Raw genomic sequence first — 23,418 nt, 5'->3', positions numbered from 1 at the left:
ATTTCTGGAAAGTGAAAGGGGAACGAAGAAAGCTGTCGAATACTACATATTTATAGGGGAGAGAAAGAAAAATCCAACAAGTAAATTACTGGCAGGTGAATGGGATTGGTTCAAAAGAAGCAGAACGACAGTGGGGAGCAAGTGACAAAAGCCGAGCAGGTTAATCCTGAGAAGGTTCAGAAAGTGAAGAAAGAAAAAGTAGTCAAAAGCAAAACAACAGGTAATGGCAAAAGATTGTTTAAGATTGACCGCAGCAAGCTCAAGCTGGGCTGGATCAAGACCGATTGGGTGAAGAAACAATTAAAAAACCGGGATTGGAAAAACTTTGGGGGGGCTTCTTTCGAACAGATTAAGAAGGCAAATCCGGTTAAATCCGTAGGGGTTAAACTGTTCTTGATCTTCTTTGCGGGAATTATGATTTTTGTAGTAAGTTTAGGTCTATTATCCTATTCAAAAGCCAAAGGTACGATAGAGAAAAATGCCTCACGTGCCAATCAGGAGACCATTGATCAGACCAAACAAAAAATGGACATTATTTTGGAGAGGTTTGTGGATACATCCACACAGATTTTCTTTGATCCGGAAATGCAGTCCTTGCTACAAAAAATGTCAGATCAAAATCTGACTGCGTATGATACATTCATAAACTCAAGTTCAATCAACAAGCAATTGTCCAATGTTGCATTTACAAATAAATCTATGGAAGCGATTTATTTGGTACCTACGGACGATACAAAGTCCATTATGGGTACAGGTAGCAACAGTTCATCCATGGGCAACATTCGCCAGGAAGCATGGTACAGTGAGTTGATTGAGGCGGGCGGTTATCGCTGGCTTCCAACAGAGGTCAAGGAAGATGGCTCAACCCCAACGTTTAAAATCGCACGTTCCATGAAAAACTTGCAGGGGACTACTCAGTCGTATGTTCTGGTTATTGAACTGAAACTGGAAGTTTTGGAGGAACAACTGAAATCGCTTGATCTGGGGCCAGGAGCTATTCTTCAACTGATTGCTCCGGATAATAAAGTGGTTGCATCCTCGATCTCGGATCGTACGGGACAAGATACAGAGCTTGCATTTGTCAAAGAGTTGACCGAACCAGCAGGTAGCACGAATACGGAGTATACGGTAGATGGCAAATCTACGGAAATGCTGGCTGTATACAGTACGATGGATACATCCAATTGGAAACTGGTTGGTATGATACCTACCTCTGTTTTGGTTCAGGATGCAAAGGGTATTCTGACCCTAACCCTGTGGATGGCGCTGATTGATGCGGGGATTGCAGTATTGATTGGAATCTGGATGGTGCGTATGATCGCTCGTCCACTTGGCAAATTGAAAGACCTGATGCAGGAAGGTGCGAAAGGTAATCTTAAAGTTCGTACACCATACAGCTCCAAAGATGAAATTGGTCAGCTCTCATCTGCCTTCAATCTGATGATGGAGCAGATTACTAAGCTGGTTGAACAAACCAATCGTTCTGCGCAGGAAGTATTGGATACAGCCTCTGAGCTGAGCAGTGCATCCAAGAAAACGGCTGTATCTGCTTCGGAGATCGCCGTAGCTACAGAGGAGATCGCAGGCGGTGCAGGCAGCTTGGCAACTGAAGCGGAACGTGGTAATGAATTAACTGACAATATCTCTCGTCAGATGCAGAGTGTAATCGCTGCTAATGAACAGATGGGTGATTCTGCTCGTCATGTAGAGAAGTCCAGTCAGACAGGAACACAACATCTGAATCAGTTGATGACCAAAACCCAGAAGACAGAAGAAATGATTGGTGCACTGGTGAATAAGGTTGATTCGCTGAAAGAGAGCACGTCCTCTGTTCTGAAAGTGCTTGAAGTGCTGCAAAACATAACGAAACAGACAAATATCCTTTCCCTGAATGCGACCATTGAAGCAGCACGTGCCGGTGCAGCCGGACGCGGATTCATGGTGGTGGCAGATGAGGTTCGTCAGCTTGCGGCTCAATCCAGACAATCCATTGAGATGGTTGGAGAGATCACAGACAAAATCATGACTGAAATGAATGAGACCGTGGATGCTTTGTCTGCAGCTTATCCATTATTCAAGGAACAGATGGATGCGGTTAAAGATACCAACGTCATCTTTGCTTCCGTACAGGAACAGATGGGTGCATTTGTGGAACGTCTGGGCATGGTGACAGGTTCTATTGGAGAATTAAACAAATCCCAAGGTACATTGTCTGAAGCCATGAGTAATGTCAGCGCTGTAGCTGAAGAATCTTCTGCAACGTCTCAAGAAGTAGCTTCCTTGAGCAGTGAACAGCAAAATATCAGTAACCAGCTGGTCAATCTGTCTGGCAAACTGGAGAATGTGTCCACTGAACTGAAAGAAACCTTGTCACGCTTTACGGTGTAACAAGCCAAGGTTGAAATGAGGAGAACCTGTCCCGCACATGGGACAGGTTTTCTTTTTGTTTACCGGATAATTCCAAGTCATATCAGCAATAATATGATCAAAACGACAAAAGGTGAGATTGGGATGCATCTCCTTGCGAAACGGCGAATCTATATAACTTGTATTCTTCTAACTCTTGTCTTTGGATTGCTTATATTACGATTGGGATGGGTCCAGATCGTTCAGGTGAATCAGACGATGCCTGGATTTCACCGCACGGTACGTGAAATGTCTGTATTGCAGCGTGAACGCGGGGTGATGCTTGACCCGGGGCGGGGACAATTTACGGATTACAAAGGTGAAGCGTTGACTGGTAAGCTGCAATGGGGACTGGTTCTTTTTCCACAGGCAGGTCCATTAGAGAAATTACGCAAGCATGGGACATTAGAAGGCTCCAAGATGACAAAGTTAGCAGCTATATTACATACCGATCTAGATCAATTGAAGAAGGAATGGATTCAGGAAAGTATTCCTCATTTCTGGACAGCAGGTACACATCAGCCTGTTCATTTGACTGCTGCTCAGGTGGAGCGCCTACGTAGTTTGCATCTGCAAGGAGCTGGCATCTATCCGATGATGACAAGGTATCTACAGGGGCATACAGGGATGCAGTGGATGGGTTATCTGGCTGAACAGCCTGAGTCCTCCAAAGTTCTAAATGGGCATCAGGATGAAGTAAAACAGCCATTTGCTATGAAATCAGGGGCAGCTGGGCTGGAGAGGACACTTGAACCGCTGTTAAGGGGAATTGGCCCTACGCTTGTATCACGCATGGTCTCAGGTGGTGGAGAGATTATCCCTGATATTCAGCCGCATGTCATTGCACCGGCCAATAGCCATTATCCTTTACGTGTAGAAACCACAGTGGATGCTGAGTTACAGCGTGGGTTGGAGGAGTTGACACAAGAATCTGGATTACAAGAAGGGGCCATTGTTGTGTTAGATGCGGCTAACGCAGATGTTCGCGCCATGATCTCCCGCCCTTTCTATCAGCCACAACATGTGAACCCTAAAGAATCGTCCTGGGGGAATCGTGCAGTACAGGGAGCCGTACCGGGTTCCATTTTCAAAATTGTCACTGCGGCTGCTGCTTTGGAGTATCATGCGGTTTCTAACGGAGAAGAATTCCATTGCGGTGGTGAGTACGGAAGATATGGGCTGTCTTGCTGGAAGGAGCATGGTCATGGAGACCTGAATCTGGAGCAAGGATTCGCTGAGTCTTGTAACATCGTATTCGCGGAAACGGCGCGCAGGCTTAGTATGGAACAACTGGAGAACACGGCTGATCGTCTGGGGCTCGCGCGTCCGATTGGCTGGGAGGGGAAGCAGATGGCAGGAATGCCCGTGTTACGACACTTTGATCATGAGGATCACGGGCGTGTGAGAACAGAGTCTGTTTCTTCTGCTGATGAAGGTGCGAAAATACAGACAGCAATCGGTCAGCGCGATGTCTTGGTCACACCGCTGCAAGCCGCCAATCTGATCGTAACACTGTTACATGATGGAAAGGTTAGTGCCCCACGTCTCGTTAAGCGCATCCGATATGCGGATGGTGGCACCATGCTGGAGATGCCCTTGCATGATTCACCTTCAGCATCAGGACAGATTACTCCCGCAACAGCGCATAAACTGTTATCCTGGATGAATAAGGTAGTCCGTGAGGGAACAGGAAAATCCCTGCAGCGTGCACGGTGGCATGTTGCAGGGAAATCAGGTACAGCTCAGGTACAGAAACATGGGGAGAAGCGCAACAATCAATGGTTCATTGGTTATGGACCGGTAGAACAACCCCAATATGCTGTAGCCGTTCTTGTTCAAAATGTCTCTCCTGACAGCCAACATCAGGCGACGGCTCTCTTCAGGAAGGTGATGGACTATTTGGCTGAGTCCTCATGATCCTTCGCAGAAACGGGACGTTGTACAGTAGACTCGGCAGAATTCGCTGAGGCCTTGTTAACGGGTGGGTCCATCACTAATGGAGAGGATTCAAATTCATCTTTTGGCAGGTGAATCCACTTCTGCAGGTACCCTTGTTGTAACAGTTCTTTCAGTAGGATGAGAAGCACTGGAGATAACACTACACCAGCCAGGCCAAAGATCGAAAGGGAGATCAGCATAAACGAAAGCATCAAGTACGCCGAAGATACACCAATCGAGTTACCCGATATTTTCGGTTCCAGCAATTGTCGTGTCAGCATCGTCACTGCCAGAATCACAATCAGGCCAATCGCCAGGCTACTATTGCCAATAATGAATAGGTAGACGATCCATGGAATAAACACAACAGGAACGCCAAGCAATGGTACCAGATCAAAAACCGCACAAACTGCTGCAATGGTAAACGCGTTAGAGGTTCCCAAAATCAACAAACCTGCATAAATCAAAACAAACGTAATGAGCATCATGATCATCTGTGCCTTCAGATACGAGCGGATCGTCTTGAACACGTGATTACGCATGAATTCAATAGCTAACTTTAATGTTTTGGGCGTTTTCGCACGGGCGAACTTGCGCCAGGATTCAATCTCGATACTGAGGAAAAATGCCAGAATAATCGCAATTCCGAAATTCGTAATAAACGAAGAGAATGAACTGAGGAAACCTACGACGAATTGCGCTCCGCTAGTTACCCATTTGGACAGGAACCCGGTCAGTGTTGCAAAATAATCATTCGCTTTTTCCATAACTCCATCAGGGAGAGCGTCTGACTTGTCCTGAATGAACAACACCAGATTGGTGAATTCACGTTGTATCATTTCAATGTATACGGGGAAATTATCTTGAAGATTGGAAATTTGTGAAATGATAATTAAACCTACACCAAAAAAGGCAGCGACAATCAATGCAAGAAACAACAAGACGGAGATGGCGGCTCCAAGTGTCTTGGGTAATCCTTTGCGATGTAAAAATTTGGCCAGCGGTTCAATCATCCAATACACAATGAATGATAGAAAGACCGGTGCAGCCACTTGGTATAATTGACTGAAACCGTACATGATCACATACACGGTTAATACGAGCAACGCGATGTCAAAGACAGTTCGCCCGTATTTTTTGTAAAGCGGTAACATGGACATGGCTCCTTTGATGGCAATAATTAGATTGTATTTATTGTACACGATAGCTATCTTTTTGGGAAAACAGGATTCAAGAAAAGTCTGAACTATGATAAAATTAAAGGCGGTTTATTTTAGATAGTGCCATTGTGCACCGTAATTCAGCATGAGAAGTGGGGAGCTTGTATCATGACAACCATACTTCATAGTATTTTACTGTGGTTATTGTATCTTTCATCTTTTTACGCCTTTATTCCAAGTTTGATTAGCAGGCTTTTTGGTTTTCGTGTATTTCGACGGGGAAGAAGTGATACACAATTTGCATTAACGTTTGACGATGGGCCAGATCCACATTATACGCCGAGACTGCTCGATCTGCTTCGTCAGCATCAAGCAAAAGCCACATTTTTTGTCGTTGGAGAACATGCTGCGAGTCATCCTGAACTCATACAGCGCATACATGAGGAAGGTCATCTTATTGGCATTCATAATTATATTCATAAGACGAACTGGCTCATGCGGCCGCGTACTGTTCGTGATCAGATTCAGCGAACAGGTCAGATTATCCATGAAGTAACCGGCGTGAAGACTTGTTATTATCGTCCACCGTGGGGGATTATGAACTTGTTTGATTTTTTCAGCAAGAAAGAACGAAAGATTGTACTGTGGTCTTCCATGTTTGAAGACTGGAGAAGCCGAGTAGGTGCCCAGAGATTGACCGAACGGATGCTGAAGGAACTGAGAGGTGGAGAGGTCATGCTGCTGCATGATCGAGGAACGACCCTTGGTGCAGATGCACACGCGCCGGAGCAGATGCTTCAGGCGCTGGAAGTCGTATTACAGGAAGCTGAACGGCTAGGCCTGCAAAGTGTACGCGTTGATACGTTGATGGGAGGTATCACAGTGAGCGAATCTCAGAACAAAACGCAATTACAGACACCATTGAAGCTATGGAAACGAACCGTTGTTGCCTTATGGCTGGGCTGGGAGAAGTTGTTCCACTGGGTATATCATCTACGGACGGCTTCGCCAGAGGACCCAATGCTGCACTTCAGATCACGAGTATATCACGGAGCGCGGGTGGAGATGAATGATGGCCATGTTATTCAAAATGGAGATCCGGTGATAGAACTACATTTTGACAATCAGAAGTTGTTTGAACTTGGAGTGACATCACGTTCCAGTATGCATTTGGCTATTCGCATGATTCGGACCATGGAACAGCAATTGCCGGATCTGGCACGCATGGTGGCACTCGAACCGGAGTTACGCTCTGCCAAGGCGATATACGGTGTGAGCATGATTAACAGAGGCCCAGAAAAATTCGGATTTACCATACAAGAATTGCCTCCTGGACCGTTCAGTGCTGCATCCAAAGTATACTTGAAGCTGCTGTTAAGTGTAATCCACCCGGCAGGAACCAAACGTCTGAAACAGCGAACAGAACAATTGGTACCCAAGATGATTGCCATGCCGCTGGATCTACTGTTGGAACGTTACGGTCAACATACGATGCAGGTGGCGGCAACGGTAGAAGAATCCAGAGATGAATCGTTGTTAATTGAACAAGAGATAATACCAGAGCGGAACTAAACGGACTGATCCCACCAACCAGCAAAAGAAAAGGGTTGCCCTTCGCCAGATTTGGCAGAAGAGCAACCCTTTATTTATTAGTGAATTAGATACTCAGTACGCCACCGTTGCTTGCATTGGTAACCAGTTTGGAATAACGAGCCAGGTAACCGGTTTTTACTTTCGGTTCAAAGCCTTTCCAATCAGCGCGACGACGTTCAAACTCTTCGTCACTGATGTGCAACTCGATGATACGGTTGTTCAGATCCAGCTCGATGATGTCTCCTTCTTCAACAAAGGCGATTGGACCACCCTCAGCTGCTTCCGGAGAAATATGTCCGATACTGATTCCGCGGGATGCGCCAGAGAAGCGTCCATCGGTGATCAGACCAACTTTGGCACCCAATCCCATACCTACGATCTGCGAAGTAGGAGCCAGCATCTCAGGCATACCTGGTCCGCCTTTTGGTCCTTCATAACGGATAACAACAACATGTCCTTCTTTTACTTTGCCGTTAGCAATACCTTCGAGCGCTTGCTCCTGGGAGTCAAAGCAGATGGCAGGACCTTTGTGGTATCCACCAACCGAAGCATCAACAGCACCAACTTTGATGATAGCTCCTTGTGGTGCAAGGTTACCAAACAATACAGCCAGGCCGCCTTTTTCGGAATGCGGGTTATCCAGATGGTGGATGACATTTGTATCCTGGATTTCTTTTCCTTCAACGTTCTCACGGATTGTTTTACCTGTTACTGTAATACAGTCACCATGAATCGCGCCTGGTTTCTTGAGCAATTCGTTCAGCACTGCGCTTACGCCACCTGCATTGTGAACGTCTTCGATGTGAAGATCGGAAGCAGGTGCAAGTTTCGCCAGATGCGGAACGCGGTTAGCTACTTCATTGATCCGCTCGATTGGATACTCGATGCCTGCTTCATGAGCCAGTGCCAGCGTGTGCAGTACTGTATTCGTAGATCCACCCATAGCCATATCCAGTGCAAACGCGTTATCAATCGCTTCTACAGTAACGATATCACGTGGTTTCAGATCCATTTTAATAAGTTCCATCAGTTGTTTAGCAGATTGTTTAACAAACTCACGACGCTCAGGAGCAACAGCCAGGATGGTTCCGTTACCTGGCATTGCCAGTCCCATCGCTTCAGCCAGACAGTTCATGGAGTTTGCCGTAAACATGCCGGAACATGATCCACATGTTGGACAGCCAAACTGTTCAAGTTCAAGCAAGCTCTTATCATCGATTTTACCTGCTTGATAAGCGCCTACGCCTTCAAATACAGAGGTCAAGGACAGAGCTTTACCATTGCTGTCACGACCGGCTTTCATCGGTCCACCGCTGACAAACACGGTAGGGATATTACAGCGGAGTGCACCCATCATCATGCCGGGTGTAATTTTATCGCAGTTCGGGATACATACCATGCCGTCGAACCAGTGTGCAGACACAACGGTTTCCACGGAATCCGCGATAATGTCACGGCTTGGCAGCGAGTAACGCATACCAATGTGTCCCATGGCAATACCATCATCTACTCCGATGGTGTTGAATTCGAATGGAACGCCACCGGCTTCACGAATAGCATCCTTTACAATTTTACCGAATTCCTGAAGGTGGACGTGCCCGGGCACGATATCGATGTATGAGTTACATACGGCAATAAACGGCTTGCCGAAATCCTCTTCTTTAACGCCCGCTGCGCGGAGCAAACTCCGGTGTGGTGCACGGTCAAAACCTTTTTTGATCATATCGGAACGCATCTTCTTGGCTGACATGGTGTATTCCCCCCAAATATATAATATTGAGCAACATGAATGGAAAAGTAAATGGCAGTGCATCTGTCGTTTAATTTCATCCGTACTCTAAAAAAAAGGACCGGCATGCCGGTGTCGAGCTCCCCGTAGTTTGTGAAATTCTTTGCTGCTTTAAACCCGTGAACACCCGGTTTTTCTATTGAGTCTATCACAACCGTCGTCATATTTCTACAATCAATAGAAAGAAGCCTTAAACCATTTTCATGGAATTAGACTTCTTGATTTTACGGGAAAGCTATGATCATGTTTCGATGTGGCAAGCGGAATTCATTAGTTGCTTCCGCCTTTGCGTCCAATCTCACGATAGAATTCCTTATTATGAGTTTCGGAGGTTGCTTCGCCGCCCTTGCGACCAATCTGCTTGTAAAAGTCAGTGTCATGGGCATCTGAAGTCGCTTCTCCTCCCTTTTTTCCAATCATCTGGTAGAAGCTTCGATCATGGTTCTTGGAAGTCGCTTTGCCACCTAATCTGCCAGCTTCCTCACGGCTCATCTTGCGTTCTGACGTCGGTTGACGTGCCATTACAAATCACTCCTTACAACGATAAGTTGTTTTTTGTAGCGCGTATCCCTAATTTACCACCTTATTTCCAGCCTGAAACAACACACCAGGATAGAACGGATGGTGAAGAGACACGTCAGAGCATTAGGCCGATCGTTTAAACACCTCATGTCGATTGAAAGAAAATCGGGATATATCCGGTTCAATTAAGGGTTTGAACGTGTGACGTACAGCCGGCAGAGCCAGTGTGACTGCGAAGAGTACGGCAATGACCAGTATGACTGGAATATACGCCGAGCTTCCCATATAACTGTAGACTCCGGACCAGATCGCGAGACGAACGAGAAACCCATGCAGCAGAAATACATAGAGTGTACGTCGTCCAAGGTCCGTCAGTCTGGAAGTCAAGGAAGGTACCCAGGCCAAGAACAGTGCTGCCGATGCGATCTCCAATAGGTAGACTCCAAGTCGGAAGATGCCGGCATACCATTCGTGGTGACCCAGTTCGGCGTACGTCATGCTGCCGAGTAACCATCCGGATGATATGTTCAAACCACCATACCCAATCCACACCAACAGTGCAGCAGAGAGGATGGCTGCGGTTTTTCGCCCCCAACCGGATAATAAATGTGAACGGATGGTTGCTCCATAGTCATAACCGATGACAAAGAACGGCAGAAATACAAACGTACGGCTGAAGCTGAGCCAGAATCCGTCGATAGGCAAATACCCCGCAATTACACCGAGCGTAATCGATCCAATCAGCCGATATATCGGTTTCCAGGAAATCGTCAGACGAAGCAACAGTCGCCAACAGAAATGACTCGCGAGAAACCATAACAGCAAGTAAGGTGCAAAGAAGGATAGCCGCATATGGGGTGTGTGGAATACGGTAAAGTCCATCAATGCGTATAGGGACTGAAACAGTACATACTGTAGTGCAATCTGCTTCAGGACGTTTCGCCCAGATGCACCTTGGAGTGAGTGTGTCGCAAAATACCCGGTTACCCATACAAATAGTGGCATGTGAAACGTATATATCCACAGGAACAGAGCTTCCGCTCCTGCAAAACGTGTAATGAGTGGTTCAAGTGCATTACCAGCAAGGACACAGACGATAAGCATAAAGCGCAGATTGTAAAAGAAAGATTCCTGATCATCCCGGATCAGTGTCTGATTTTTCATGGTGCAGCCCCCTTATAGACCCTGGTTGCCAGGTCATTTGCATCTGTAATAAGGGTAATATGGATGTGCATTATCTATTGTGATTTAATTCACATTGGTAAGCGTTATCTTTTCTCAAAGCTGTGACAACAAAATGAACGCTCCGGGATTGACAACGGTTGCATAGAGGATGACAATAGAAAAAGAAGATGAGGGAATGTAATTATAAGGAGGGAAGAAATCATGTCAACGAGTCCCTATCCAAGCCCGGAAATTATTACGTTTGGGGAGAGTATGGGTTTGCTGACTGCCAAGGATACAAGAGGGCTGGAATATGCAGCCACACTGGACAAGTCTTTCGGGGGTGCTGAGAGCAATCTGGCTATTGGCGTATCCCGCCTGGGGCACACCAGTGGTTGGTTTGGACGCTTGGGCAATGATCCGATCGGCAACATGATTCTGAAAGCCATTCGCGGTGAAGGCGTAGATGTATCCCGGGTAAGGTTAAGTGATCACGAGCCCACTGGTTTGATGATTCGTGAGAACGCTTCCGGGAAAGCCTCGGTGCATTATTATAGGAAGCTATCTGCTGCAAGTGCGATCACACCTGATGATCTGGATCCCGACTATATTGCCGGGGCGAAGATATTGCATGTTACGGGTATAACGGCAGCGATAAGCCCGTCCGGACTTGCAACCGTAGAGGCTGCCATACATATTGCCAAACAGGCAGGGGTGAAAGTAAGCTTTGATCCAAATCTGCGTCTCAAACTATGGTCTGCGGAAGAGGCCCGTCCAGTTTTACTGCGTTTAGCTGAACTGGCGGACTACTTTTTACCGGGTCTGGACGAGATGAAACTTCTATATAACGAAGAAAATGATCAAAAAGTACTTGAGCGTTTATCTGCCATGAATGCTGTGTGCATCGTGAAGGGTGGCCCTGATTTGACCTACGTATTGGCGAATGGTACCCTAACGGAAGTTCCGTACTTCAAGGCGGATTATGTTCTGGATACGGTAGGTGCAGGAGATGGATTCTGCGCGGGATTTTTGTCGGGTTTATTAAAAGGATACTCCCCGCAGGAAGCAACCCGTCTCGGCAATTTGACCGGTTCCATGGTTATACAGGCTGTTGGCGATTGGGAGGCGCTCCCGACGTGGGGGCAGGTCGAGGCCAAGCTGAACAACGTTGCCCATGTTGAGCGTTAGTCGCTGCTGAAATCATATATGGCTCATCTTCGTTCTTAAATGTAAGGCTTGTATACACAACCACCACATTGACAAGGGAGAGAATGAAATGAAGAAGCTTCAGCTGTTGCAAAAGATTACGGACAATGGGGTTGTGGCAGTTCTGCGTGCAGATTCTGCGGATCAAGTCATTGCCATGGCCGAGCAAGCGATTGCGGGTGGCATTAAAGTTATCGAGATTACGATGACAGTACCCAGTGCACTCAAAGCCATTGAAAAATTAAGCCGTGTATACCATTGGAACACACAAGATCCAGAGAAATTCGCGATTATTGGTGCGGGAACGGTGCTTGAACCGCAAACGGCGAGAGCGGCTATCATGTCGGGTGCCGAGTTTGTAGTCGGACCTTCCCTGAACCCGGATACGGTTCAGATCTGCAACCTGTATCGAATTCCGATTCTGCCTGGTGTGATGACGATTGCTGATGTTCAACGCGCATTGGAACTCGGCGTGGACATTGTGAAGTTGTTCCCGGGTAATCTGTATGATCCTTCGATTATCAAAACGATGAAGGGCCCTATGCCGCAGGCGAATTTTATGCCAACTGGCGGGGTATCCTTGTCTAATCTGGGAGATTGGATCAAAGGTGGAGCAGTGGCTGTAGGTATCGGCTCCGACTTGACATCGGAAGCTGTGAAGACGGGTGACCTGAGTCATGTCCGTCGCAAAGCGGAACAATATATGGATGCTTACCGCAAGGCCAAGGCTGAATAATATTTTTTAATTCGTAGAAGGGGAGCCTGATGGACAAAGGCTCCCAATTCTGTGAGCCGCGGCACCTGCGGAAGTGAAGAAAGGTGATTAATGTTGAGAAATCGGTATAATACAGGGCGCAAGAAGAGGGGCATCGGGAAATTCCTGCTCGTACTTCTGGCGCTCATTGTCATTGGATGTGGATTTGTTGCGTGGAAATTATTCACACCATACGGTCCACAGGAAACAGCCCAAGCGGCTATGGAAACAGCCAATAAGGTGACCGTGAGCGAACAAGAGAACTGGATTGATTTTGTGCCAGATAAACCGGCTGGGAAAAGTGTACTTTTCTACCCTGGTGGATTGGTAAAACCGGAAAGTTATGCACCACTTGCCCATGAGCTGGCTGCTGCCGGTCATCACACGATTATTGCCAAAATGCCAGTTAATCTGGCAGTGCTCAAGCCAAACTTGGCAGATGAGATTCTGGCCGCATATCCGGACGAACAATTTGTTATGGGTGGACATTCTCTCGGCGGGTCGATGGCTGCACGTTATGTAGCATCGCATCCTGATGCTCTACAGGGCATCTTCTTTCTGGCATCCTACCCGGATGAAAAAGGAAGCGTAAAGTCACTTGGAATACCTGCTTTATCCATTCTGGGAACTAAAGATGAGGTCGTGAATGCCACGAAGTATCAAAGTGGACGGATGTATCTTCCAGAAGACACGGTATATTACACCATTGAAGGTGGTAACCACGCCCAGTTCGGTGATTATGGTCATCAAAAAGGAGATGGCGAGCCGGAAGTGAGTGGAGAAGAACAGCTAAATCAGACCGTCAAGACAGTTCTGGGTTGGTTAAGTACGATTAAGTAGGTTTTGATTATTCTGCACTAAGGGCCGTATGCATTTATAGCATACTTGATGGAGGCGATACGGATGACCATGCTTCAAGTGAATGGAGCGCAGATCCCATGTAAAGGTATCCTGTTTGATAAAGATGGAACACTGCTGGAATTCCTCCAGCTATGGGGGCCGTGGGCAGAGACGTTGCTGAGTCAGTTACAATCACGTATGAATGTGCTTGGAGCTTCATTTACGGTTGAACGGGAGCACGTCCTGGGCACCATTCATAATGCAGAAGGTCACATTGTTGGATATGATCCGCAAGGCCCGCTGGCCATTGCGACTGTGGATGAGTGCACGGGATTGCTTGCCTGGCAGCTATATGCAGCAGGCATGCCATGGAATGAAGCGATCACAACGATACGCCAATTTTCAAGTGTGGCTATGAGATCGGTAAGAGAGCGCAAATCCGCTGAACCAATGTCAGGATTGCTGGATTTCTTGCAGAAATGCAGGGCAGCAGACATACCACTGGCCGTCGTCACTTCAGACAGTACAGCGGCAGCAGAAACACATCTGGATTGGATGGGGATTCGTTCCTTTTTCACCTCCATTGTGGGCTGTGATCGGGTGACCCAGGGCAAACCGGATAGAGAAGCAGCACTCTTGGCTTGCAGTGAATTACATATCGATCCTGCCGAGGCCGTTGTAATTGGAGACAGTAATGGGGATATGCAGATGGGTCGTCACGCAGAGGTATCCTATACGCTTGGTTACTGTCCACAGTTAGATCAAGGATCTCATCTGGTTGATGCCCATGCCATTATTCGTCATTATAATGAGCTTAGCGTAATTATATAAGTCACCCTTGCTTGGTTGAAGGATATAAATTGAACTCAACATTTACACAAAACGGAGTGGCCAGTGTAAATATTCTTTAGTTCAATTTATATAGTAAGTAAAAGGAGGAGAGAGGATGAACGCAACAGAACAACTGGCTGCCTGGATTCAGGAAAGCTCCCGGATTGTTTTTTTCGGAGGGGCCGGGACTTCAACGGAAAGCGGGATTCCCGACTTCCGCTCGGCTGCGGGTCTGTATCAGACAGAGCAGCATTCGCCTTATCCACCGGAAGAATTGTTAAGCCGGCATTTTTTTGATCAACATGCCGATATTTTTTATGATTTTTATCGTGGCAAAATGCTTCATCCAGATGCGGAACCGAATGGGTGTCATCGACTATTGGCCCGTCTGGAGCAGGAAGGAAAACTTCAGGCAGTGATCACGCAAAATATCGACGGACTACATCAGAAGGCAGGCAACAGCACTGTCTTGGAGCTTCATGGCTCAGTTCATCGTAATGCCTGCATGGATTGCAAACAGTTTTATACGCTGAATGATATTATACAATCCCAAGATACCGTACCTCGCTGTACCGCATGTGGTGGTGTAATCAAGCCGGATGTAGTGCTGTACGAGGAAGAGCTGGACCAGACGACATTGTATCGCTCTATTGATGCATTGTCTTCTGCCGATCTGTTACTCGTGGGCGGCACGTCACTGACGGTATATCCAGCCGCCCAGTTAATTACGTATTTTCAAGGAAAACATACCGTTCTTCTTAACGCCACACCTACCGCTTACGACCGCAGGGCTGATTTGCTGATTACAGAGCCGATTGGTGAGGTAATGAATATTGTGGACCAGCTTCTTGGTTGAACGTATGGACTGAATAACCGCATTCTCCGGCATAGACCGGATACAAGAGGCGGAACCTGGGGAAAGAAGGGATTCATAATGGTCTACGTAGCAAGCGATACTCGCTATGAAACGATGAAATATAACCGCGTTGGACGTTCTGGTTTGAAACTGCCAGCGATTTCACTGGGGCTGTGGCATAATTTTGGCGGTATCAATAACGCTGAGAATGGCCGTAATATGATTACCCGATCATTTGATCTGGGTATTACACATTTTGATCTTGCCAACAATTATGGCCCACCGGCAGGTTCGGCAGAGCAGTTATTTGGACAGGTACTGGCCCAGGATCTGAAACCTTATCGTGATGAACTGGTGATCTCCACCAAAGCGGGTTATTATATGTGGCCCGGGCCGTATGGCGAGTGGGGTTCACGCAAAAATCTGGTATCCAGTCTGAATCAGAGCTTGAAGCGTATGGGCCTGGATTATGTGGATATTTTCTATTCACATCGTTATGATCCCGAAACGCCTTTGGAAGAAACGATGATGGCACTGGATCATATTGTTCGCTCGGGCAAAGCCCTTTATGTAGGGATCTCCAACTATCCCGCAGAGCAAACAAGACAGGCTGCCGAAATTTTGAAAAGTCTGGGTACGCCCCTGTTAATCCATCAACCGAAATACTCGCTGCTGGACCGCTGGATTGAAGATGGTTTGCAGGACGTGCTGGATGAGTATGGAACAGGCAGTATTGCATTCTGTCCATTGGCACAAGGTGTGCTCACGAACAAATACTTGAATGGTATCCCGGAAGACTCACGTGCCAAAGGACCGTCAGTATTCCTGAATGAAAACAACATCTCTCCAGAGACGCTCCGCAAAGTGCGTGCGCTAAACCAGATTGCAGCAGCACGTGGTCAGAGTTTGGCCCAATTTTCACTCTCATGGGTGCTGCGTAATGGCAGGGTAACTTCCGCGCTGATTGGCGCAAGTCGTCCTTCCCAGATTGAAGAGAATGTGGCTGCGCTCAGTCAACTGGATTTCTCTACAGAGGAATTGGAACGGATTGAATCCATCCTGTCTCCGGAGCCTGATGACAAATAAATAAAGTGCAAAAGGTGCATCTTAGCCATAATGGCGGAATGCACCTTTTTTTGTCTTACGTGGTTCCGTCCGTTAAGTTGCTTACCGTTTGTTTTGTTGAGCATTCTTCTGTAACCCCTGATTTAGTGGGCGGGACAGTATTTTCTCTCGATACAAGCTAGGCGCTTCACCGTGAAATCGTTTGAACTGTTTGGAAAAATACAGCGCGTCTGGCAGTCCCACTGAGGCAGATACCTGTTCGATGGACAGATCCGGGCGTTCTCTCAGGAGTTGGCGCGACTTGTCGATCCGCAGTTTTAGCAGATACGTGACTGGGGACAGTCCGGTTTCCTGTTTGAAAATACGGGATAGATAGGCCCGATTGTATCCAAGACTCGCGGACATTTGTTCAATGGAGACAGGATAGGCATATTGGGTAGACATATATTGAATCATCTGTTTCACCGTACGTCGGATGGATGATTCACCTGGAATTAAGGTTTGGCCCTGCGAAAGGTGATTCTGTGCTTCGGCTAGAATCATATATAACGTACCCAGTGATGTGAAATGGGAGCTTTCTTTGCGCTCGGCAAAAGCATCTTGCATCACGGATAACCAATCGGAAATTCCACACGAGGATCCGGCATGAAAAACGGACTTCTCCGGGCGGAATCCCGCCTCCTCGGCATGCTGGGCAGCCTGGCTGCCCGTGAAGGCGATCCAGCGGTATTGCCATGGATTGCGGGCATGAGACTGGTAGCTTACCAGCTGCCCTGGATGAATGAGGAAACAGTCACCTGCGGATAACTCGTAGGTGTGCAGTTCGGTACGGAACGTACCCGCCCCTTTTTCTACATAGTGCAGCAGATAATAATCAAATAGTTTCGGTCCGACGGCGTGACCCGGAAGGGTCTGGCTTGCTCCGGCAAACAGGACATGCAGCGTGCCTTGCTCATAATAGACCGGATTGGAGGCAACAGAATAACTGAGTGCTCCACTTTTACCGGAAGGTGATTCCTGCATTTTTTCTGTAGAAGATGCAAGGGATTCTTTTTTGGCGTTGAATGGGTCTGTCATGCTCGTTTCCTTCTTTCCGGGATGCTCCGATCATTATACGCCTTAAGGTCACATTTATCCATATGAAACACACATGGTTGCATTACAAGAGGCACCGCTTTCTTATATAATAACATTAAGAAAACCACAACAACGAGGCGAGGTGCAGCAGCAGTGAACGTAACTGAATTGAAACAAAAGTTTATTGAGAAGTACGGAGAGAGTGGAGCGGACATCCGTGTATTTCATGCCCCTGGGCGTGTGAATCTGATCGGTGAGCACATTGACTATAACGGTGGATACGTGCTTCCGGCAGCACTTGAATTCGGTACAACATTAATGATCCGTGAGCGTCAGGACAACAAGTTGCAACTGGCTTCCACGAACATGTCTTATGAAGGAACACTGGATACTTCCACTATTGGTAAAGAGAAAACCGGAGAGTGGACCGACTATCCTGTTGGTGTCATGGTTGAATTGCAAGGAAAAGGTGTGAATGTAACGAAAGGGTACGATTTCCTGTACCACGGGGAGATTCCCAACGGGGCAGGACTTTCATCGTCTGCATCTCTGGAGGTACTTACCGGATTTGCGATGCAGTCTCTGGAGGGTGTGTCGGATATTGATACGGTTCAACTGGCGCTTCTGTCCCAGAAAGCGGAAAATGAGTTCGTAGGCGTCAACTGTGGAATCATGGATCAGTTCGCTGTCGCAAACGGTGCTCAGGATCACGCGATCCTGCTGATGTGTGACACACTGGAGTACGAAAAGGTTCCTTTCCGTACAGGCTCCTACAAATTGGTCATTGGTAACACAAACAAACGCCGCGGTCTGGTGGATTCCGCTTATAATGAACGTCGCTCCCAATGCGAGCAGGCACTTGCCATCTTGAAGGAACAGCTGCCTGCACTGAATTACCTGGCTCAATTGACGCCAGAGCAGTTCGTAACACTACAGGATCTGATCAAGGATGAGAAAGTAAGACAGCGTGCACAACATGTTGTGGAAGAGAACGCGCGTGTGCTCGCATCGGTCGAAGCTTTACGGATCAATGATCTGGAAACCTTCGGCAAGCTGATGAACGCTTCTCATGAATCGCTTCGTGATTTGTATGAAGTTAGCTGTGATGAGCTGGATGTTATGGTTGAAGAAGCTCAGCGGATTCCAGGCACGCTTGGTGCACGGATGACTGGCGCAGGATTTGGCGGTTGTACCGTATCACTTGTGCATGAAGATGATGTCGAGCGTTTTGTAAGCGAAGTGGGCGCTGCATATGAAGCGCGTACCACTCTCAAAGGTGATTTTTATGTGTGCGGCGTAGGTGACGGTGTTAAAGAATTGAAGGAGGCGAAGTAAAATGGCAATTTTGGTGACTGGTGGAGCAGGGTATATTGGATCTCATACGGTAGCAGCATTGTTGGAACGTGGGGAAGAGGTTGTAGTACTGGATAACTTGCAGACAGGGCATCGTGAGGCATTGCTCGGCGGTAAGTTGTATGAAGGGGATCTGCGTGACAAAGAAATTCTGGCGAAGCTGTTCGCTGAGAATTCAATCGATGCAGTTATTCACTTTGCGGCCAACTCACTCGTAGGTGAGAGTATGAAAGACCCGGTTAAATATTATGACAACAACGTGTTTGGTACACTCTGTCTCTTGGAAGCGATGAATGCAGCGAATGTACGCCGCATCGTCTTCTCTTCTACGGCAGCTACCTACGGTGAGCCTGAGAAAGTGCCAATCGAAGAAAGCGATCGTACAGAGCCAACCAACGTATACGGCGAAACCAAGCTGATGATGGAGCGCATGATGTCATGGTTCGATAAAGTTCAGGATATCAAATACGTTTCCCTGCGTTACTTCAATGCAGCCGGTGCTCATGAGAGCGGCAAAATTGGTGAAGATCACCAACCAGAGAGTCATCTGATTCCACTCGTTCTGCAAACGGCTTTGAAACAACGTTCGCACATCGCAGTATTTGGTGACGACTATGCAACGGAAGATGGAACATGTATCCGTGACTATATCCACGTGAGCGACTTGGCTGATGCACATCTGCGTGCAGTAGATTATCTTCGCAAAGGTGAGAACAGTAACGTGTTTAACCTGGGTAATGGCACAGGCTTCTCGGTAAAACAAGTGATCGAAACAGCTAAAAAAGTGACTGGCCTCGATATCCCGGTTGTACAGGAACCACGTCGTGCAGGTGACCCGGCTGTGCTGGTAGCTTCATCTGCCAAAGCGAGATCCGTTCTGGGCTGGAATCCGAAATGGACCAATCTGGAAGATGTTATTCAAAGCGCTTGGAGCTGGCACCAATCACGTCCTGACGGCTACGGAAAAAACTAGGAGGCGAACACCTTATGTCACAGACTCATATTGCAGCAGGTGCCACAGAGCGGACACCGGAGCAGCAGGAAGCACTGCATGCCATTGAACGTCTGGTTGCATTTGCCTTGCAGAAACAATTAATCGAGGAAGCGGATTGGGATTACAGCCGCAACCTCCTGCTGGAACAATTCGGATTCTCGGAGCCTTATGCCGGCGAGTTGGACACAACTGTGCCCGATGGTCCACAGGCGATGCTGGATACGTTGATCGATTATGGATTTACCATTGGACTCATTCCTGAAAATAGTGATACGTTCCGTGATTTGCTGGATGCCAAAATCATGGGTCATTTAATGGCACGCCCATCCGAAGTGGTACGCGCATTCCGCCACACGGAGCAGACGGAAGGCATTGAGGCGGCCACATCTCAATTCTATGACTTGTCGATTAACTCCAACTATATTCGGATGGATCGGATCTCGAAGAACGTCTACTGGACACAGGACACGGCCTATGGAGACATGGAGATTACCATCAACCTGTCAAAACCGGAGAAAAGTCCAAAGGAAATTGCCATGGCGAAATTGCTTCCGCCACCGGTATATCCAAAATGCCAACTGTGTCGTGAAAATGTAGGTTATGCCGGTCGGGTGAATCACCCGGCTCGCCAGAATCTGAGAGTTATTCCGCTGGAGCTTAACAACGAGCCTTGGTTGTTCCAATACTCGCCGTATGTGTACTACAACGAGCACTGCATCATTTTCCATCATGATCATGTGCCGATGAAACTGACCAAAGATACGCTGCGCAGACTGCTTGCCTTTGTCGGGGAGTACCCGCATTACTTTATCGGATCTAATGCGGATCTGCCAATCGTAGGTGGATCGATTCTGACACATGACCATTTCCAAGGTGGTCGTCATACATTCGCCATTCAAAATGCACAGCCAGAGGCGGTCTTCCGCCATGCGGATGCACCTGGACTTACGTTGAGTCTTGTGAAATGGCCAATGTCCGTCATGCGTCTGGCCTCACACGATCCTGCAGAGCTGCTTGAAGCCGGTAACGCTGTATATGAAGCGTGGAAGGTCTACAGTGATTCGGCTGTGGATATTGAAGCATTCAGTGAAGTAGACGGCGAACAGGTACCGCACAATACGGTAACACCAATCGTTCGTCGTAGTGCAGACGGTGGCTACGAGATGGATCTCGTATTGCGTAACAATCGTACGAATGATGTGCATCCTGAAGGAATTTTCCATCCGCACCGTGAAATGCACCATCTGAAGAAGGAAAACATTGGTCTGATCGAAGTGATGGGGCTTGCAATCCTGCCAGGTCGTTTGAAAGAAGAACTGGACAGTATCGCGGATATTCTCGCTGGAGATGTCAAACTTGCTGAAGCCTCCAAAGCTTCTGATCATGTGTTGAACAAACATCTGGGCTGGGCGGAAGAATTGATTGAACGCTTTGGTCCTAACCTGGACAAAGAACAAGCCGTTGCCATTGTACAACAGGAAGTCGGCTTGAAATTTGCCGAGATTCTGGAACATGCAGGTGTCTACAAATATGATGAAGCAGGACGTCAGGCTTTCCGTCGTTTTGTAAGCAGCATGGGATACACTGAATAGTAGTCAACAAACCAAAACACCCGCCCAATCATGAGCGGGTGTTGTTCTTGTTATTCTATACATTTGTATGCATTGGAAAGAAATTCCGGGCAAGTTATAATGGAGTGAAGTCCTAGAGTACAGTACCACAATGAATTGAGGAAATGGGGTTAATAACTTGGAAAAGAAGGCATTGAATATTCCGTTGATTACAGATGCTGAGGAACTGCAAGGCATGGTGGGTGAACCGCATGAACATGTGCGTAACAAGGCAATTTCATTTGTGGATTCACATGTTCAGAACTTTCTATCCATGTCACCATTATTTTTCCTCTCCACCTCCGATCGTGATGGGAAAAGTGATGTGTCACCACGGGGTGATGGAGCGGGATTCGTAAAAGTGTATGATACATACCGGCTCGTCTATCCCGAACGCCCAGGCAATCGGCGGATAGATTCCTTGTTGAACATTTTGTCTAACCCTGGTATTGGTATGCTCTTTTTGATTCCGGGTATGAATGAAGTGCTGCGTATTAATGGCACAGCATCCATTACCAAGGATGAGGAGTTCATCGCCAGTATGGGCTGGAGTGGTAAAACCATAGGTGCGGCTGTCATTGTGGATGTGGAAGAGTGTTTTATCCATTGTCCGCGGGCATTCAAACAGGCTGGATTATGGGCCTCAGAAACATGGGTGGATGCTGAGGATTTGCCTTCAACGAGCGAGATGTTTCGAGCCCATTTGGAGATTAACGGGTTGTTATAAAGTGAGTGACTATCGATTTGTTTTTCTATAAACGGGGTACTATAATTGGAGTTGCACTAAAAATTCTAAACTCCATTGGAGGCGACAATAGATATGAGATCTTTCCAATTCTATAATCCAACCCGTCTGATTTTCGGTAAAGGACAACTGGAAGCATTGAAAACAGAAGTGCCGAAATACGGTAAACGGATTCTGCTTGTATATGGTGGCGGCAGTATCAAACGCAGTGGTCTATACGATCAAGTGATCGGATTGCTTAAAGAAGCTGGAGCAGAAGTGACTGAACTGGCAGGTGTGGAACCTAACCCACGTCTTTCTACGGTGCATAAAGGGGTAGACCTCTGCAAAACAAATAACATCGACCTGATCCTCGCTGTAGGTGGCGGTAGTGTATTGGACTGCTCCAAAGCTATTGCGGTAGGTGCCAAATATGATGGCGATATGTGGGATTTTGCACAGCGCAAAGCTGTTGCAAAGGATGCTCTTCCACTCGGTACCGTATTGACGATGGCGGCAACTGGTTCGGAGATGAACTCCGGTTCGGTTATTACGAATCAGGATACACAAGAAAAATTGGGCTGGGGTAGCGCTTATTCATTCCCTGCTTTCTCCATCCTGGATCCGGTGAATACATACACTGTTCCACTGGACCAAACGGTATACGGTATGGTGGATATGATGTCCCACGTATTGGAGCATTACTTCCATCTGGATGCCAACACACCGGTTCAACTCGGTTTCTGTGAGACGATTCTGCGTACCGTCATGGAAGCAGCGCCTCGTCTGGTTGAAGACCTGGAGAACTATGAACTGCGCGAAACGATTCTGTATTGCGGAACAATGGCACTGAATGGCGTGCTGAATATGGGTCTCGCAGGAGACTGGGCAACACATAATATCGAACACGCGGTATCCGCAGTGTATGATATCCCACACGGCGGTGGACTTGCAATCTTGTTCCCACACTGGATGAAACATAACCTGGATGTCAATGTGGACCGATTCAAACGTCTGGCAATTAATGTATTCGAAGTGAATCCTGAAGGCAAGTCGGACAGACAGATTGCCGAAGAAGGTATTGATGCGCTCAGCAAATTCTGGACATCCATTGGTGCCCCTAACCGTTTGGCTGATTATGATATCGATGATAGCCAGATCGACGTAATGGCTGATAAAGCTATGCTGTTTGGTCCATTCGGTAACTTCAAGAAACTGCAACGGGAAGATGTTGTATCCATCTACAAGGCTTCTCTGTAATTTAATAATCACTGACAAGTGAACGGACACATCCTGTTGTCGAATAACCGCAAGTCTCCTTCATGGAGGCTTGGGGTTTTTTCATGTATTCGGGCTGTACACGTGAATGATGGAGGAACATGAAGCAAGAAGAAGCGAATGTCGTGATAATACCCATTATCGGGTTCAGAATACATTTGAGGAAAGATTTTGAAACATTTTGATGTTAGCTACGTATTTATTTACATGTGGAATGCCCAGTTAGGATGAATTTGCGGCAGAGGAGAGGAGGAACAG

The 23,418-nt window shown here is 47.3% G+C and carries 18 protein-coding genes and 1 pseudogene; 14 read left to right on the top strand and 5 right to left on the bottom strand.

Features of this window, described 5'->3' with window-relative positions; all coding sequences use genetic code 11:
* The first annotated feature begins 99 nt into the window (after positions 1-99).
* On the top strand, positions 100-2,388 hold the full coding sequence (locus NZ043_RS02315) for a methyl-accepting chemotaxis protein (RefSeq protein ID WP_339310495.1): 2,289 nt from the start codon (positions 100-102) through the stop codon (positions 2,386-2,388).
* Positions 2,389-2,511: 123 nt separating this feature from the next.
* The gene (locus NZ043_RS02310) at positions 2,512-4,323 is read left to right on the top strand and encodes a penicillin-binding protein 2 (protein WP_339310493.1); all 1,812 of its coding nucleotides are present in this window, start codon (positions 2,512-2,514) and stop codon (positions 4,321-4,323) included.
* Here the strand turns inward: NZ043_RS02310 and NZ043_RS02305 are convergent.
* Entirely contained in the window at positions 4,302-5,498 is a 1,197-nt protein-coding gene (locus tag NZ043_RS02305; RefSeq protein ID WP_289390208.1) for an AI-2E family transporter, read from the bottom strand. The two genes, NZ043_RS02310 and NZ043_RS02305, sit on opposite strands and share 22 nt — an antisense overlap.
* A gap of 174 nt (positions 5,499-5,672) precedes the next feature.
* Between NZ043_RS02305 and NZ043_RS02300 the strand changes: the two genes are divergently transcribed.
* Positions 5,673-7,076 (top strand): polysaccharide deacetylase family protein, encoded by a 1,404-nt coding sequence (locus NZ043_RS02300; protein ID WP_339310491.1) that lies wholly within the window; start codon positions 5,673-5,675, stop codon positions 7,074-7,076.
* Between the two features lie 85 nt (positions 7,077-7,161).
* Here NZ043_RS02300 and ilvD read toward each other — a convergent pair whose 3' ends face one another.
* The 3 genes and pseudogenes from ilvD to NZ043_RS02285 form a co-directional block, all read right to left on the bottom strand.
* A complete protein-coding gene (gene ilvD / locus NZ043_RS02295; RefSeq protein ID WP_289390206.1) occupies positions 7,162-8,847 on the bottom strand; it encodes a dihydroxy-acid dehydratase in 1,686 nt (561 codons plus the stop codon).
* Between the two features lie 318 nt (positions 8,848-9,165).
* Positions 9,166-9,408: pseudogene (locus NZ043_RS02290) on the bottom strand (general stress protein); the annotation flags it as partial.
* A 123-nt stretch (positions 9,409-9,531) separates the two neighbouring features.
* Entirely contained in the window at positions 9,532-10,572 is a 1,041-nt protein-coding gene (locus NZ043_RS02285) for a fucose 4-O-acetylase (protein ID WP_091027693.1), read from the bottom strand.
* 222 nt (positions 10,573-10,794) lie between these two features.
* Here NZ043_RS02285 and NZ043_RS02280 point away from each other — a divergent pair, with 222 nt between their 5' ends.
* From NZ043_RS02280 to mgrA, 6 genes are all read left to right on the top strand, one after another.
* Positions 10,795-11,760 (top strand): sugar kinase, encoded by a 966-nt coding sequence (locus tag NZ043_RS02280; protein WP_133385876.1) that lies wholly within the window; start codon positions 10,795-10,797, stop codon positions 11,758-11,760.
* Positions 11,761-11,848: 88 nt separating this feature from the next.
* A complete protein-coding gene (locus NZ043_RS02275; protein WP_017686833.1) occupies positions 11,849-12,514 on the top strand; it encodes a bifunctional 2-keto-4-hydroxyglutarate aldolase/2-keto-3-deoxy-6-phosphogluconate aldolase in 666 nt (221 codons plus the stop codon).
* A 90-nt stretch (positions 12,515-12,604) separates the two neighbouring features.
* Positions 12,605-13,372, top strand: coding sequence for an alpha/beta fold hydrolase (locus NZ043_RS02270; RefSeq protein WP_133385875.1), 768 nt, complete (start codon positions 12,605-12,607; stop codon positions 13,370-13,372).
* 63 nt (positions 13,373-13,435) lie between these two features.
* Entirely contained in the window at positions 13,436-14,203 is a 768-nt protein-coding gene (locus tag NZ043_RS02265; RefSeq protein ID WP_339310487.1) for an HAD family hydrolase, read from the top strand.
* A 115-nt stretch (positions 14,204-14,318) separates the two neighbouring features.
* A complete protein-coding gene (locus NZ043_RS02260; RefSeq protein WP_339310485.1) occupies positions 14,319-15,059 on the top strand; it encodes an NAD-dependent protein deacylase in 741 nt (246 codons plus the stop codon).
* A gap of 78 nt (positions 15,060-15,137) precedes the next feature.
* Entirely contained in the window at positions 15,138-16,145 is a 1,008-nt protein-coding gene (mgrA, locus tag NZ043_RS02255; protein ID WP_036674510.1) for an L-glyceraldehyde 3-phosphate reductase, read from the top strand.
* An 81-nt stretch (positions 16,146-16,226) separates the two neighbouring features.
* On the opposite strand, the gene NZ043_RS02250 is transcribed toward mgrA, so the two are convergent.
* The gene (locus NZ043_RS02250; protein WP_339312633.1) at positions 16,227-17,147 is read right to left on the bottom strand and encodes an AraC family transcriptional regulator; all 921 of its coding nucleotides are present in this window, start codon (positions 17,145-17,147) and stop codon (positions 16,227-16,229) included.
* Between the two features lie 207 nt (positions 17,148-17,354).
* On the opposite strand from NZ043_RS02250, the gene NZ043_RS02245 reads away from it, so the two are divergent.
* From NZ043_RS02245 to NZ043_RS02225, 5 genes are all read left to right on the top strand, one after another.
* The gene (locus NZ043_RS02245; RefSeq protein WP_339310484.1) at positions 17,355-18,536 is read left to right on the top strand and encodes a galactokinase; all 1,182 of its coding nucleotides are present in this window, start codon (positions 17,355-17,357) and stop codon (positions 18,534-18,536) included.
* Between the two features lies 1 nt (position 18,537).
* The gene (gene galE, locus NZ043_RS02240; protein WP_091020409.1) at positions 18,538-19,527 is read left to right on the top strand and encodes a UDP-glucose 4-epimerase GalE; all 990 of its coding nucleotides are present in this window, start codon (positions 18,538-18,540) and stop codon (positions 19,525-19,527) included.
* A 14-nt stretch (positions 19,528-19,541) separates the two neighbouring features.
* Positions 19,542-21,140 (top strand): UDP-glucose--hexose-1-phosphate uridylyltransferase, encoded by a 1,599-nt coding sequence (locus tag NZ043_RS02235; RefSeq protein WP_339310483.1) that lies wholly within the window; start codon positions 19,542-19,544, stop codon positions 21,138-21,140.
* A gap of 157 nt (positions 21,141-21,297) precedes the next feature.
* Positions 21,298-21,885: an MSMEG_1061 family FMN-dependent PPOX-type flavoprotein gene (locus tag NZ043_RS02230; RefSeq protein WP_339310481.1), complete on the top strand. Its 588-nt coding sequence runs from the start codon at positions 21,298-21,300 to the stop codon at positions 21,883-21,885.
* Between the two features lie 93 nt (positions 21,886-21,978).
* Positions 21,979-23,142, top strand: a complete 1,164-nt coding sequence (locus NZ043_RS02225; protein ID WP_339310479.1) for an iron-containing alcohol dehydrogenase — start codon at positions 21,979-21,981, stop codon at positions 23,140-23,142.
* Positions 23,143-23,418: the final 276 nt, after the last annotated feature.

The sequence above is a fragment of the Paenibacillus sp. FSL k6-2145 genome, assembly GCF_037976585.1.
GTDB lineage: Bacteria > Bacillota > Bacilli > Paenibacillales > Paenibacillaceae > Paenibacillus.
The sequence above is the reverse complement of the archived record's forward strand: the minus strand, read 5'-3'. Positions and strand labels throughout refer to the sequence as shown.